Source organism: Kitasatospora sp. NPDC042419 (genome assembly GCF_056437345.1).
The window spans coordinates 512,634-525,454 of record NZ_JBWKAW010000001.1 but is presented as its reverse complement, the minus strand read 5'-3'; the positions used below and the strand labels follow the sequence as shown (position 1 = coordinate 525,454).

The following is a 12,821-nucleotide window of genomic DNA, read 5'->3' as shown; positions in this document are numbered from 1 at the left end:
CCGGTGCCGCCGGTCCCGGTCGGGGCGGGTGCGCTCCGCCGCCCTGTTGTCCTTCTTCTCCCCATTCCGAGAGGTGGTCCGAGGTGATCCTGGTGACGGGCGCGGCCGGCAAGGCCGGGCGCGAGGTGGTGGCGGCGCTGCGGGCGGCCGGTGAGCCGGTCCGGGTGCTGGTCAGGGACCCCGGCGCCGTCCGGTGGCCCGAAGGGGTGGAGGTGGTGGCCGGGGACCTGCGGGATCCGGCGGCGGTCGCCCCGGCGCTGGCGGGGGTCGGCCGGGCCTTCCTGCTGCTGGCGGAGGACGGCGGCGCGGGTTTCGCCGAGGCGGCCCGCCGCGCCGGCCTGGAGCGGGTGGTGCTGCTCTCCTCCAAGGCGGTCTCCGACCAGGAGTTCGTCGGCTTCGAGAACCCGCTGTACGCCAAGCACCTGCGCGGCGAGGAGCTGGTCGCCGGGCTCGGCGTGAGCTGGACGTTCCTGCGGCCGGGCGGGCTGGCGTCGAACGCGCTGCGCTGGGCCGGGGCGGTCCGCCGGGACGGGGTGGTGCGGGCGCTGTTCCCCGGACTGGCGGCCCCGCTGCTGGACCCGAGGGACCTCGCCGAGGTGGCGGTGGCGGCCCTGCGCGAGCCCGGTCACGAGGGGCGGGTGTACACGCTGACCGGTCCGGAGGTGATCACCGTCCGGGAGCAGGTGGCGGTGCTGGCGGAGGAGTCCGGGCGGGAGATCCGGTTCGAGGAGCTGAGCGAGGAGGAGGCGCCGGCGGTCCTCGGGCCGAGCCTCCCGCCGGGCTTCATCGACATCTACATTCCGGTGCAGAAGCGGTACCTGACCACCCGGCCGGAGGTGCTGCCGACATTCCGGGAACTCACCGGGAGACCCGGACGGACGTTCCGGGAATGGGCCCGGGCGAACGCCGCAGCATTTCGCTGAGCATGCCGGAAGGACCGGTCGGCAGGTTTATCAACAAACCTGCCGACCGGTCTTTTCGGTGTTTGCCGGGTGAATTCCCGCCGATATTCCCGGGTCAGGCCGAACCGCGCCCGGAGGGGGCCGACCAGCGGTCCTCCGCACGCTCGGCGGCCGGGCCGGCCGGGACCACCCGCTCGGGGTGGATCTGGTCGAAGTTGTCGGCGAAGTTCTGCCGGATCACACCGAAGTCGGTGGTCTCGCGGAAGGCCGGCCGCGCGTAGAGGTCCCGGGCGTAGGCCCACAGGTGGGGGAAGCCGCCGGGGCGGCCGAGCGGGTCGGCGAGCAGGCCGGGGTAGGCGGTGTCGAGCCGGACCAGGGAGAGCCAGAGCCGGACGTCGGGTTCGGTGACGGCGTCGCCGAACAGGTACCGCTGCCCGGCCAGTCGTTGGTCGAGGGTGTCGAAGCGGTCGAAGAGGATGGTGAAGAACTCGGCGTGCTTCACCGGGTCGGCCTCGTGCCCGACCCGGTGCAGGCCGTTGTTGATGTCGTGGTGCAGCCACTGGTTGAACGAGTCGATCCGCGGGCGCAGCGGGACGGGGTAGAGGTCCACCGCCGGGTCGGCCCAGGCGTCGAACTCGGTGGAGAGGTCCAGGCTGATCGCGCCGGAGTCGTTGCTGACGAGCCGCCCGCCCGCGCGGTCCCAGAGCGCGGGCACCGAGGCACGGCCGGGCCACCGCGGGACGGTCGCCTCGTAGGCGTCGCGCAGCCGGGCGAAGCCGTTGACCGGGTCCGGCCCGGACCGGCCGCCGAAGATCCAGCCGCGGCCGTCGCGCGAGTCGTCGACGTACGACAGCGAGACCACCTCCTCCAGGCCCTTGAGCTTGCGGACCACGGCGGCCCGGTTGGACCACGAGCAGCCCCAGGCCACGTACAGGTGGTAGCGGCCGGGCTCGGCGCGGTAGCCGCTGGAGCCGTCGGCGGTGAGGCGGCCGTGCAGCGACTCGACCTCGCGGTACGGGCCGACCGGGGCCGGGCGGGACGGCCCGCAGGACTCCTCGGCGGCGTCGCAGCCGGGTATCCGGAGCGCGTCGGCGGTGGGCAGTCGGTCGATCGACATGGCGGAACTCCTCGGGGCGTGCACGGGGTTGCGGTGGAGGCGGGACGGGGCGGGGCGGTGCGGGGCGGGGACCGGAGACCGGAGACCGGGCGGGCCGGGGCCGGTCAGGAGGGCGGAGCCGGACGGCGGGTCAGGTCGTCCAGCGATGGGTGGCGGCTCTGGCGAACCGGTTGACGGAGAGCGTGACGGCGGCGATGACCAGCCCCGGCAGGGCGGTCAGCCACCAGGCGGTGCCCAGGTAGGTGCGGCCCTCGGCGACCATCGCGCCCCACTCGGGGGTGGGCGGCTGCGCGCCGAGCCCGAGGAAACTGAGCGCCGAGACGGCCAGGACCGCGGTGCCCAGCTCCAGGGCGGCCAGCGCGAGGACGGGCGGGGCGGCGTGCGGCAGCACGTGGGTGACGACCGACCGCAGCCCGCCGACCCCGACCGCGTGGGCGGCCTGGACGAACGGCTCCTGCCGGACCTTCAGCACCTGCGCGCGCGAGATCCGGGCGAAGCCGGCGATCCCGGCGACGCCCACCGCCACGGCCACGTTCACCGTGCCGAAGCCGAGCGCGGTCACCACGGCCAGCGAGAGCAGGATGCCGGGCACCGCCAGCACCACGTCGACCAGCCGCATCAGCAGGGCGTCGACCCAGCCGCCGAGCACGCCGGCGAGCAGGCCGAGCGCCGTCCCGGTGACCAGGGCCAGGCCGACCGCGATGACCGGCGCGCGCAGCGAGAGCGCGGCGCCGTGCACGACCCGGGCGTAGACGTCCCGGCCGAGGTAGTCGGTGCCGAACCAGGCGTCGGCACTCGGCGGGCGCAGCCGGTGCGCGGGGGAGGCGGTGAGCGGGTCGTGTCCGGCGAGCAGGTCGGGGGCGAAGGCCCAGGCGAGGGCGGTGGCCAGGACGAGCAGGGCGAGCAGGGTGCCGGGTCGGCGCAGCGGCGCGGCGAGCGCGGCGACGGCGAGGGCGGTTCTGCCCGCGGTCCGGGATCCGGTCGGTCCGGTCGCCGGGCCGGTGCCCGGCTCGCTGCCCGTGCCGGTCGACGGCTCGGTGCTCGGTCCGGTCGACGGCCCGGTGCCCGGGGCGGCGGTCGGGCCGGCCGCCGCGGTGACGGCGGTCGGCCCGGCGGTCGGCCCTGTCTGCGGCCCGGCCGGAGTGGTCAGGTCGAGCGCGGTCTCAGCCACCGGCGACTGCTCCTTTCCGGCCCGCCCTGGGCGAGGCGCGGGTCGATCAGCGGGTTGACGAGGTCCACCGCCAGGTTGACCAGGGTGAAGACCGCGGCGCTGAACACCACCGCGCCCTGGACCACCGGGATGTCCTTGGCGGTGACGGCGGCGGCGGTGATCCGGCCGAAGCCGTCGCGGGAGAAGACCGTCTCCACGATCACCGAGCCGGCCAGCAGGTTGCCGACCACCAGGGCGAGCAGGGAGAGCAGCGGCAGCGCCGCGTTCCGGGCGGCGTGCCCGAGCAGGACCCGCACCCGGCCGGCGCCCTTGGCCCGCGCGGTGGTCACGTACGGCTCGTCGAGCGTGCCGAACAGGCTCCGGGCGAAGACCTGGGCGAGCACGGCGGCGGTCGGCAGGGCCAGTGTGACGGCGGGCAGGACGAGCGGGGCGGCGCCGGAGCCGCCGACCGCGGGCAGCAGCCGCCACTGGAAGGAGACCACCTGGAGCAGGATCAGGCCGACCGCGAACTGCGGCAGCGAGATGCCCGCGGCGGGCAGGGCGAGCAGCAGCCGGGAGAGCCGGCCGGAGCGGGTGAGCGCCGCCGCGACCGCCAGCCCCGGGCCCAGCAGGCAGGCCAGGGCGAGCGCCGAGCCGGACAGGGCGAGGGTCTGCGGCAGCGCGGTGGCGAAGGTGTGGGCGACGGTGTCCCCGGTCTGGAGCGAGGTGCCGAAGTCCCCGTGCAGGGCGGCCAGCAGCCGGTCGGCGTACTGGGCGGGCAGCGACCGGTCGAAGCCGTACTCGGCCCGCAGCTGCGCGACCTGCTCGGGGGAGGCCGTCCCGGTGCCGCTCTGCCCGCCGAGCATGATCGCGACCGGGTCGCCGGGCAGCAGGTAGAGCAGGACGAAGGACAGCGTGAACGCCGCCCAGACCGAGACGGCCGCGTGCAGCAGCCGGGTGGTGATCCGGTGCCTCATCCGGGCCGCCCCCCTCAGCCGGCGAGCCAGGCGTCGTGCAGCCGGGGCTGCGCCGAGCCGTCCAGCTCCACGCCCTTGACGCCGGCCGCCAGGCCGACCGCCTGGATCTGCTCGTAGACCGGGATCGCGTACGCCTGGCGGACGATCAGCTGCTGTGCGGTGGTGACGAGTTCACGCCGACCGGCGGCGTCGACGGTGGCGGACTGGCGGCTCAGCAGGGTGTCCAGCTCGTTGCCGGCCGGCAGCTGGGCGCGGTTCTTGGCGCCGGAGGCGAAGGCGGTGCGCAGTACGTCCGGGTCCGAGCGGGTGAGCCCGTACCAGAGCAGGTCGTAGGAGCCGTTCGCCTGGGCGGGTGCGAGCTCGTTCAGCGGGAGGCCGTTGAGCTCGGCGGCGACGCCGATCTTCGCCAACTGCTGCTGGACGAGCTGGAGGACGGTGCGGCTGGCCGCGTCCACGCCGGGGTAGAGCAGCTTGACCTGGAGGCGGGTGCCGTTCTTCGTGCGGACGCCGTCGGAGCCCGGGGTCCAGCCGGCCGCGTCGAGCAGGCGGCGGGCCTGGTCGGGGTCGTAGGAGAGGTCGGAGCCGAGGTCGGTGTAGGACGGCGTGGTGGAGCTCAGCACGCTGGTGGCGGGCCGGTAGCTGGGGGAGAGCAGGGTGGTGACCAGCTCGGCCCGGTCGATGCCCCGGGTGAGCGCGGTGCGCACCGCGGTGTCGGCCAGTACCGGATTGCGGGTGTTGGCGGTGAGGTTGTAGACGACGCCCGGTACCGACCTGGTCACCACCGGTATGTGACGGTCGGTCAGGGTCTTCTCGTCCTGCGGCTGGAGGCCGATGATGCCGTGCACCTGTCCGGAGAGCAGGCTCCCGGTCTGCACGCCGGGCTCCGGGACGACCTTGTAGTCGACGCCGTCCAGCAGGGCCGGGCCGGGCTGCTTCCAGAGCGAGGAGCCCCAGGCGTAGTCGGCCCGGCGGGTCAGCTGGATCTGCTCGCCCTGGGCGGACTTGAGGGTGAACGGCCCGGAACCCGCCAACCCCTTGCCCTGGCAGCGGTCCTGCGGGCTGCCGGCCAGCGAGGCGGGCGACAGCAGGCCCAGCGCGGCGGTCGACGTGGCCTGCAGGAACTGCGCGTTGGGCCGGTTGAAGACGACCTTGGCGGTGCCCGGGTCGACGACCACGGTCTCCTTGTAGTCGGCGAGGTAGCTGGAGCCGACGGCGGCCACCGCGCCCAGCTTCACGATGGTGTCGAAGTTCGCCCGGACCGCCTCCGCGTCGACCGGCTTGCCGTCGCTGAAGGTCGCGCCGGAGCGCAGGTGGAAGGTGAACTCGGTGGCGTCGGAGGAGGCTTCGAAGGCGGAGGCGAGCCACGGGCGGGCCTCTCCGGTGGCCGGGTCCTGGTCGGTGAGCGAGTCGACCAGTTGCCGGCTGACGGCGGTGTTGCCGTTGGAGTTGTTGTTCTGCGGGTCGAGGCAGAGCGGCTTGCTCGCGATGTCGAGGGTGAGCGTCCCGCCGGACCTCGGCGGCCCCGCGTCCGCTCCCGAGGCCGCCGGGTCGGTGCCGCCGGACGCGCAGCCCGCGAGGGCGAGGGCGAGCGCGAGGGCGGTGCCGGACAGCGCGGCCGGGCGTGCCGGGCCGGGGCGGACGCGGGCGGGTCGCGGTGAGCGGGGCATGGTCGAACTCCTGTGTGCTGGGCGGCGGTTCTGGGTCGATCGGCCGGTCGGGCGGCCCGCCGCGGCAGGGCGCGGACGGGCCGGACCGGGCCGTCCCGGACACGGCGGAGGGACGCCGGGGGAGGAAGTGCCGGGGCGGCGGGGAGCGGTCCGGGCGACCGGCCCGGGGGCGGTCACCGCGGCGGTGCGGTGAGGTGCGTACCGGTCAGCGACAGAGCGCGCTGGCCTGGCGGACGAGGTCGACGTCCAGGCGGCGCATCAGCAACGGGCTTCCGGGGATCACGGAACTGAGCCTACGCGGCCGTTCTGCCTGCGGCTATGGTGAGTGGAGGGACCGGAACCGAGGCCTGTTGACTTAAGCAGCGGTGCCGCCGGGCGCGATCCGAGGGGGGAGCGGATGGGACGGTACGAGTCGGCGGCGGCCCCGCACGCCGAACTGGCCGAGCGGATCGCGATCGGGCTGCTCACGTGGTCGTTCCCGCCCGCCCTGGTGGACGAGGTGCTGACCCTCACCGGGCGGACCGAACAGCGGACCCGGCTGCTCCCGGCCCGCGTGGTGGTCTATTTCGTGCTCGCGCTCTGCCTGTTCCCCGGTCTTAAGTACGAGCGGGTGGCCGAGCTTCTGTCTCAGGGAATGAGATGGGGTTTCGGCCTGCCCGGCAGCTGCCCGGTGCCGACGGCCGCGGCGCTCTCCCGGGCCCGGGCCCGGCTCGGCCCGGAGCCGCTGCGCGCGCTGTTCGCCGCCCGGGCCGCCCTGGTGCCGCCCGCGCCCGGCCTGCTGGGCCTGCGGGTGCTCAGCCTGGACACCGCGCGGTTCGAGGTGCCGGACTCCGAGGAGAACGCGGCCGGCTTCACCCGGCCCGGCACTCCCGGCGGCCCGCCCCGGGTCCGGGTGGTCGCGCTGGCCTGCGACGCCAACCGCGTGGTGGTGGACGCCCGGATCGGCATCGGCGGCGAGCCCGCGGTGGTCGCGGCCCGGCCGCTGCTGCGCGAGGCCGGACGGGGCGACCTGCTGCTCGCCGCCCTCGGCATGGTCGGGGCCCGCTCCTGGTGCACGGCCCGCGCCAACGGCGCCGAACTGCTCTGGGGCGTACCGGTGGAGGCGGAGTTCGTCCGGCACGCGACGCTCCCGGACGGCTCGTACCGCTCGGTGCTGGACGGCGCCGGCGACTGCGACGAGGACGGCTCGGCGCTGGCGGTGCCGGTCCGGGTGGTGGAGCAGACCGTGGACGGCCGGCGGCTGCGGCTGGTCACCAGCCTGCTCGACCCGGTCGCCGCCCCGGCGGACGCGCTGGCCGCGCTCTTCCTGCACCGCTGGCGGTTCCGCGAGGCGCTGGCCGAGCTGGCGGCCGGACGGCCGGAAGGCGCCGTCCCGGCGCTGCGGGCCAGGTCGCGGCGCGGGGTGGAGCAGGAGGTGTGGGGGTACCTGCTGGTCCACCAGGCGCTGGCGGAACTGCTGCGCCCCGTACGGGACCGGGGTGAGCCGGCCCTGGACGGGGCGGTGGCGACGGCTGCGGCGAGGACGGCCGCGGCGCGGATGGCGGCGGCAGCGGCAGCGGCGGTGGCCGTGGCCGGGGCGCCCGCGGCCGGCGGCGTGCCGCGCGGGCTGGGGACGCGGTCGCTGGGCACGCCCGCCCGGCGCCCGGCGGCGGACGAACGGGCCCGACGCCGGGCCGGCTGACCGGCGGCCCGGCCGGGCCTCGTCGGGCCGGGCCACGTCAGGGGGCGTGGAGCCGGCGCCGGTCGGTTCCGGTGCGGCCGGTTCCTGTGCGGCCGGTCGGGCCCGTCCGTCCGCGGCCGGTCCCGTGCGGACCGTCAGGTCCCGGCGGGCAGTCAGGTCCGGTCGGGCCGGAGGCTGATGGCCCCGGACGGGCACAGCTCGACGGCCGACCGCGCCTCCCGCAGGGCCTCCCCGGCCGGGTGCTCGACCAGCGGACGGCCCAACCCGTCCTCGTCCCGCTGCTCGAAGACGCCGGGCGCGTAGCGGACGCACTGCCCGGAGCCGAAGCACAGGCCGGTGTCCACCGCCAGCCGTTCCGGCGGAGCCGCGCTCACCACGTCACCGGCAGTCGGTGCAGGCCGTAGACGGCCTTCTCCGGCGCGAACTCCGGTCCGCCCCGGCCGTCCCGGTCCTCCTCGGCGAGCCGCAGCCCGGGCAGCCGGTCCAGCAGGGTGGTCAGCGCGATCTCCAGTTCGGCCCGGGCCAGCGGCTGCCCCAGGCACTGGTGGATGCCGAAGCCGAAGGCGACGTGCCGCCGGGCGTCCCGGTCGATGTCGAAGACCTCGGGGGCGGCGAAGTGCGCCGGGTCCCAGTTGGCGGCCGGGACGGAGGCGATCACGCCCTCGCCCTCGCGGATCACCACCCCGGCGATCTCGACGTCCTCCAGCGCCACCCGCGGCACCCCGCTGTGCACCACCGACAGGAAGCGGAGCAGCTCCTCCACCACGTCCCGGACCCGGGCGAGGTCGGCCCGCAGGACGGCCAGCTGTTCCGGGTGGCGGAGCAGGGTGAGCACGCTGAGCGCGATCATGTTGGCGGTGGTCTCGTGCCCGGCGACGAGCAGCAGCAGACCGGTGCTCTTGACGTCCTCGTGGTCCAGCTCACCGGTCAGTTCGCGTTCGACCACCAGCCGGCTCAGGACGTCGTCGCCGGGGTCGGTGCGGCGCCGCTCGGCGAGCTTGCCGATGTACTCGCGCAGGTCGACCACCGACTGCGCGCTCTCCTGGAGGGTGCTGGAGCGGCTGAGCATCCGCTTGCCGCGGGTCTGGAAGTACTCGTGGTCCTCGTACGGCACCCCGAGCAGCTCGGCGATCACCGCGGAGGGGATCGGCAGGGCGAACTCCTGGACCAGGTCGGCGGGTTGCGGCTGGGCGAGCAGCTGGTCGAGGAACCGCTCGACGATCGCGGAGATCCGCGGCCGGAGCGCGTCGATGCTCTTGACCATGAAGTCCCGGGTGAGCATCCGCCGGATCCGGTCGTGGTCGGGCGGGTCCATCCGGAAGAACGGGGTGCGTCCGCCGACGCTGGCCCGGACGGCGGCCGAGACGAAGGGGAAGCCGTCGCGCCGGGCGTCCGCGCTGAACCGCAGGTCGCCGAGGACGGCGCGGACGTCGTCGTACCGGGTGAGCAGCCAGGCCTCACTGCCGTCGTAGAGGGTGATCCGGGAGGCCGGGGCGGACTCGCGCAGCACCCGGTACTCGACCGGCGGGGCCAGCGGGTCGCTCCGGTCGGGCGGGAAGGCGATGGCGGGCCGGGCGGGCTCGGTCAGGGGCGGTCGGGTCATCGGTGACCTCCGGAGGCGGGAGCGGGGACGGGAACGGGGACGGACGCGGAGACGGGGGCGGGCGTGGACACGGGCGCCGGGGCGGTGCGGGACTCCGCGTCCGCCCGGGCGGCGTCCAGGGTGGCCAGGCTGTGCGCGCCGAGCGCGGCCCGCACCCGCCGCTGGGCGTCGGCCGGCGTGGTGCCCGGGCCGAAGGCGGCGGCGAGCCGGTCCGCGCGCAGCGCCACGGTGTGCCGGCCGGTCACCGTGGTGGTGCCGTCCGGCGCGGTGCCGACGATCCACTCGCCGAGGTGCGCGGAGGCGAACGGCGGGACGGTCAGCGGGGTGTAGACGACCCGGTCGGCGAGCACCAGGCGGACGGACGGGACGTCCTGGACCGAGCCGTCGGGGGCCCGGACGCCGGAGACCACGGACTGGACGCCCGGGGCGGTCTCGGTGACGGAGACGGTGGCGATGTGCGACACGGCGCCGGGCCAGTCCCGGACGCGCCGCAGGAAGTCCAGCACGGGCTCGGCGGGGGCCGTGGTGCGGAGGGTGTCCTGGAAGGTGAACACCAGCCCGGGGTCGGCCTCGGCGTGCCGCCGGAACACCTCGGCGACCTCGGCGGCAGCGGTGCCCGCGGCCTCGGCGCCGGTGCCCGCGGCCTCGGCAGAGGGCTCGGCACCGGCGCCCGCCCCGGGAGTACCCGCGCCCGCCCCGGCGGCACCGGCGCCCGCCAGCGGCGCGCCCGCGGAGTCCCGGTCGAGCCGCAGGACGAGCCCGGTCGCAGCCCCCTCCTCGGCCGGGGTGAGCACCCAGTGGCCGGTGACGGTGGCCGGGCTCCCCGGGGCGGGCGAGTGCCGGAAGTCCGTCCGCAGGCCGTCCGGCGCGGCGCGGTGCTCGCCCCACCAGTGGGTGATCTGCTCGCCGTCGCGGGTCCACACCTCGATCCGCTCGTTCTCCCCGTCCGGGGTGCGCAGGGCGTAGACCACGTGGTCGAGCAGGACGGGCCAGCGTTCGACGGCGCCGAGCAGGTCGCTCAACTGCTGGGCCGGGGCCCGGACGGTGACGGCCGGTGCGCCGGGGGCGGGCGTGCTGGGCATCGCGGGGTCCTCTGTTCGCCGGGGCTGGGGCGGGCCGCCGCCGCGGGTGCGGCGGCGGCCGGGTCGCCTCGAACCTCGCAGCCGTCCGTAGAGGGGCGCTGGAACGCGGTTGGAGCGGCCCTCGCGGGACGGGCCCGCCAGCCGCCGGGCGGTCAGCCCCCGGCGGTGCGCCGCGGTGGACGCGGCAGGGTGAGCGTGACCAGGATGCAGAGCGCCAGGATCGCGGCGGCGGAGACGAACGCCCAGGAGAAGCCGGAGGTGAGCGCCGAGGCGAGCTCGGGCGAACCGGCGGCCGGTTCACCGCCGTCCAGCAGGCTCCGGGTGTGCGCCGAGGCGATGCCGGTGAGCACCACCAGGCCGAACGAACCGCCGATCTGGCGGGCCGCGTTGGCCAGTCCCGAGGCGATGCCGGCGTCCGCGCCCGGCACCCCGGAGGTGGCCGTCATGGCGACCGGGGTGAGGGCCAGGCCGATCCCGAGGAACACCAGGCTGCCGGGGGCGACCACCCAGAGCAGCACCGAGCCGGTCGCGTCGAGCTGCGCCTGCCAGAGGAAGCCGGCGGCGGAGGCGACCAGTCCGGCGATGATCAGCCAGGGCGCGGGGATGCCGCGGCCGAGCAGCCGGGCGGCGGACTTGGCGCCGACCACGGTCGCCACCGTGTGCGGGACGAACACCAGGCCGGTCTCGATCGGTGAGAAGTCGCGGACGTTCTGCAGGTAGATCGAGACGAAGTAGAGCAGGGAGAAGAAGCCCGCCCCGAGCAGGAACATCACCAGGTTGGCGCCGGAACGCTGCCAGACGCCCAACAGCCGCAGCGGGAGCAGCGGTTCGGAGGCGAGCCGGGCCTGGATCAGCACGAACAGGCCGAGCAGCACGAGGCCGGCGACGATCGGCAGCAGGGTGCCCGTGGAGCCCCAGCCGTCCTTGTCGGCCTGCACGATGCCGTAGACCAGGGCGGTCAGGCCGGCCGAGACGGTGACCGCGCCGGGCACGTCCAGCTTCCGCCCGGAGTTGCCCCGGTCGGCGGGCAGCCAGAGCCGGGTGCCGACCACCACGGCCAGGCCGATCGGCAGGTTGACCAGCAGCACCCAGCGCCAGGACAGGTAGTCGGTGAGCAGGCCGCCGGCGATCGCGCCGACCGCGCCGCCGACCGCACCGACCATCGACCAGGTGGCGATGGCCCTGGTCCGCCGGGGGCCCTCGGTGAAGGTGGTGGTGATGATGGTCAGCGTGCAGGGGGCGAGGACGGCGGCCCCGAGGCCCTGCACGGCGCGCGCCGCGACCAGCACCCCGGCGGACGGCGCCAGGCCGCCGACCACGCTGGCCGCGGTGAAGGCGACCACGCCGACCAGGAACATCCGGCGCCGGCCGTACAGGTCGGCGGCGCGGCCGCCGAGCAGCATGAACCCGGCCAGGGCGAGGGTGTAGGCGTTCACCACCCACGGCAGGTCGGCGGTGGCGAAGTGCAGCGAGTCGCGCATCGCGGGCAGGGCCACGTTCACGATGGAGACGTCCAGGACGACCATGAACTGGCCGAGGCAGGCGAGTCCGACGATCAGGCTCTCGCGCCGCCGACTCGGTGAGGACGTGCCGGCGGCCTCCCCGGCCGGGGTGTCCTGCTCCGGGGACGCCTTGGTGGTGGTGGTGGCGGCGGTGGCGGTCGGTACGGCGGCGGCCGGAGCCGCGCCGGAGGGCGCCGTGCCGGCCCCGGGACCGGTGGGGTCGGCGGCGTCGTCGGGTCCGGCCGGGCCCGGCTGCCCGGGGGTGACCGCGGCGTCGGTGGACCGCCCGCTCATGACCGGCCCTCCCGGTAGGCGCGGGCGCCGACGCTGCCGGCCAGCGCGCTCAGACTCTCCGTCAGCAGCGCAACGTCGGCGTCGGCCCAGCCTTCCAGGAGCCCGGCCAGGGCCTGCGAGCGGGCCTGCCAGAGCCGCTCCAGGACGGCCTGGCCCCGGTCGGTGACCTGCACCAGCTGGGCGCGGTGGTCGACCGGGTCGGGCAGCCGGACGATCAGGCCGGCGTCCTCCAGCCGCCGGGTCTGCGGGGTGAGCGAGGAGCGGTCGACCTCCAGCCGCTCGGCGACGGTGGAGAGCCGGACCGGCTGCCAGTGCTCGATCTGGGTGAGCAGCGTGTAGTCGCCGGGTGGGAGCGTCAGTTCGGCCTCGGCGGCGATCCGCCGCTTGGTCGCGGGCGAGAGCAGCCAGCAGCCGATGGTGTTGAGGGCCACGGCGGCCTCCGCGATGGCCCGGTCGGACAGCTCCCGGCGCGTGGCGCCGGGGGGCGGGACGGCAGGCGCTTCAGTTGTCATGCCGTCATGCTAGACCGGTTGGTTGGGTAAAACCAACTGAGAAAAGCCTGCGCCGAAGCCGAACTGACGTACGATCAGGCGGGCGCGAGCGCCGAGTTGATCTCGTCCAGCAGCGCCTGCGGGGTCTCCACGCCGTCGAACAGGTCGTCCGGCAGGGTGATCCCGTAGCGGCGGCTGATCACCGACGCGGTCTCCAGCAGCGCCAGCGAGTCGTAGCCGAGATCGGTGAACAGGGTGTCGGCGATGTCCCCGGAGAGGTCGACCTCCTCGTCCTCGCCCGCCGCGTCGCGCAGGATCGTCCGCAGGTCGTCGATGGTCAGTGCGCTCATGTCGC

General features: G+C 75.7%; 12 protein-coding genes. 2 read left to right on the top strand and 10 right to left on the bottom strand.

All coding sequences use genetic code 11. The features are described from left to right. Nucleotides 1-83 precede the first annotated feature (83 nt). Complete coding sequence (locus tag AC067J_RS02330; protein ID WP_478296068.1) at nucleotides 84-923, top strand: SDR family oxidoreductase; 840 nt, start codon at nucleotides 84-86, stop codon at nucleotides 921-923. A 94-nt stretch (nucleotides 924-1,017) separates the two neighbouring features. Here AC067J_RS02330 and AC067J_RS02325 read toward each other — a convergent pair whose 3' ends face one another. The 4 genes from AC067J_RS02325 to AC067J_RS02310 all read right to left on the bottom strand — a co-directional run bounded on the left by AC067J_RS02325 (nucleotide 1,018) and on the right by AC067J_RS02310 (nucleotide 5,813). After that, nucleotides 1,018-2,019 carry a glutathione S-transferase C-terminal domain-containing protein gene (locus AC067J_RS02325; RefSeq protein ID WP_478296067.1) on the bottom strand — a complete coding sequence of 334 codons (1,002 nt, stop codon included), beginning with the start codon at nucleotides 2,017-2,019 and terminating at the stop codon, nucleotides 1,018-1,020. Nucleotides 2,020-2,149: 130 nt separating this feature from the next. Beyond that, nucleotides 2,150-3,190, bottom strand: coding sequence for an ABC transporter permease (locus AC067J_RS02320; protein ID WP_478296066.1), 1,041 nt, complete (start codon nucleotides 3,188-3,190; stop codon nucleotides 2,150-2,152). Next, nucleotides 3,166-4,146 (bottom strand): ABC transporter permease, encoded by a 981-nt coding sequence (locus AC067J_RS02315; RefSeq protein ID WP_478296065.1) that lies wholly within the window; start codon nucleotides 4,144-4,146, stop codon nucleotides 3,166-3,168. The genes AC067J_RS02320 and AC067J_RS02315 overlap by 25 nt, the downstream gene beginning before the upstream one ends. Nucleotides 4,147-4,160: 14 nt before the next feature. Continuing rightward, entirely contained in the window at nucleotides 4,161-5,813 is a 1,653-nt protein-coding gene (locus AC067J_RS02310) for an ABC transporter substrate-binding protein (RefSeq protein ID WP_478296064.1), read from the bottom strand. 397 nt (nucleotides 5,814-6,210) lie between these two features. Here AC067J_RS02310 and AC067J_RS02305 point away from each other — a divergent pair, with 397 nt between their 5' ends. Further along, nucleotides 6,211-7,494, top strand: coding sequence for a transposase domain-containing protein (locus AC067J_RS02305; RefSeq protein ID WP_478296063.1), 1,284 nt, complete (start codon nucleotides 6,211-6,213; stop codon nucleotides 7,492-7,494). Between the two features lie 152 nt (nucleotides 7,495-7,646). Here the strand turns inward: AC067J_RS02305 and AC067J_RS02300 are convergent, their stop codons facing one another. From AC067J_RS02300 to AC067J_RS02275, 6 genes are all read right to left on the bottom strand, one after another. Beyond that, nucleotides 7,647-7,868 carry a ferredoxin gene (locus AC067J_RS02300; protein WP_478296062.1) on the bottom strand — a complete coding sequence of 74 codons (222 nt, stop codon included), beginning with the start codon at nucleotides 7,866-7,868 and terminating at the stop codon, nucleotides 7,647-7,649. Continuing rightward, nucleotides 7,865-9,097, bottom strand: coding sequence for a cytochrome P450 (locus AC067J_RS02295; protein WP_478296061.1), 1,233 nt, complete (start codon nucleotides 9,095-9,097; stop codon nucleotides 7,865-7,867). Before AC067J_RS02295 ends, AC067J_RS02300 begins: the two co-directional genes overlap by 4 nt. Then, nucleotides 9,094-10,179, bottom strand: a complete 1,086-nt coding sequence (locus AC067J_RS02290) for an SRPBCC family protein (RefSeq protein ID WP_478296060.1) — start codon at nucleotides 10,177-10,179, stop codon at nucleotides 9,094-9,096. The genes AC067J_RS02295 and AC067J_RS02290 overlap by 4 nt, the downstream gene beginning before the upstream one ends. A 152-nt stretch (nucleotides 10,180-10,331) precedes the next feature. Then, complete coding sequence (locus AC067J_RS02285) at nucleotides 10,332-11,975, bottom strand: MFS transporter (protein WP_478296059.1); 1,644 nt, start codon at nucleotides 11,973-11,975, stop codon at nucleotides 10,332-10,334. Then, a complete protein-coding gene (locus AC067J_RS02280) occupies nucleotides 11,972-12,487 on the bottom strand; it encodes a MarR family transcriptional regulator (RefSeq protein ID WP_478296058.1) in 516 nt (171 codons plus the stop codon). Before AC067J_RS02280 ends, AC067J_RS02285 begins: the two co-directional genes overlap by 4 nt. 74 nt (nucleotides 12,488-12,561) lie before the next feature. Beyond that, complete coding sequence (locus AC067J_RS02275) at nucleotides 12,562-12,816, bottom strand: acyl carrier protein (protein ID WP_478296057.1); 255 nt, start codon at nucleotides 12,814-12,816, stop codon at nucleotides 12,562-12,564. Nucleotides 12,817-12,821: the final 5 nt, after the last annotated feature.

Coding starts and splice junctions, on each gene's coding strand:
- AC067J_RS02325 (WP_478296067.1), bottom strand. CDS start 2,019: ATGTCGATCGACCGACTGCCCACCGCCGACGCGCTCCGGATACCCGGC.
- AC067J_RS02315 (WP_478296065.1), bottom strand. CDS start 4,146: ATGAGGCACCGGATCACCACCCGGCTGCTGCACGCGGCCGTCTCGGTC.
- AC067J_RS02310 (WP_478296064.1), bottom strand. CDS start 5,813: ATGCCCCGCTCACCGCGACCCGCCCGCGTCCGCCCCGGCCCGGCACGC.
- AC067J_RS02305 (WP_478296063.1), top strand. CDS start 6,211: ATGGGACGGTACGAGTCGGCGGCGGCCCCGCACGCCGAACTGGCCGAG.
- AC067J_RS02295 (WP_478296061.1), bottom strand. CDS start 9,097: ATGACCCGACCGCCCCTGACCGAGCCCGCCCGGCCCGCCATCGCCTTC.
- AC067J_RS02290 (WP_478296060.1), bottom strand. CDS start 10,179: ATGCCCAGCACGCCCGCCCCCGGCGCACCGGCCGTCACCGTCCGGGCC.
- AC067J_RS02285 (WP_478296059.1), bottom strand. CDS start 11,975: ATGAGCGGGCGGTCCACCGACGCCGCGGTCACCCCCGGGCAGCCGGGC.
- AC067J_RS02280 (WP_478296058.1), bottom strand. CDS start 12,487: ATGACAACTGAAGCGCCTGCCGTCCCGCCCCCCGGCGCCACGCGCCGG.
- AC067J_RS02275 (WP_478296057.1), bottom strand. CDS start 12,816: ATGAGCGCACTGACCATCGACGACCTGCGGACGATCCTGCGCGACGCG.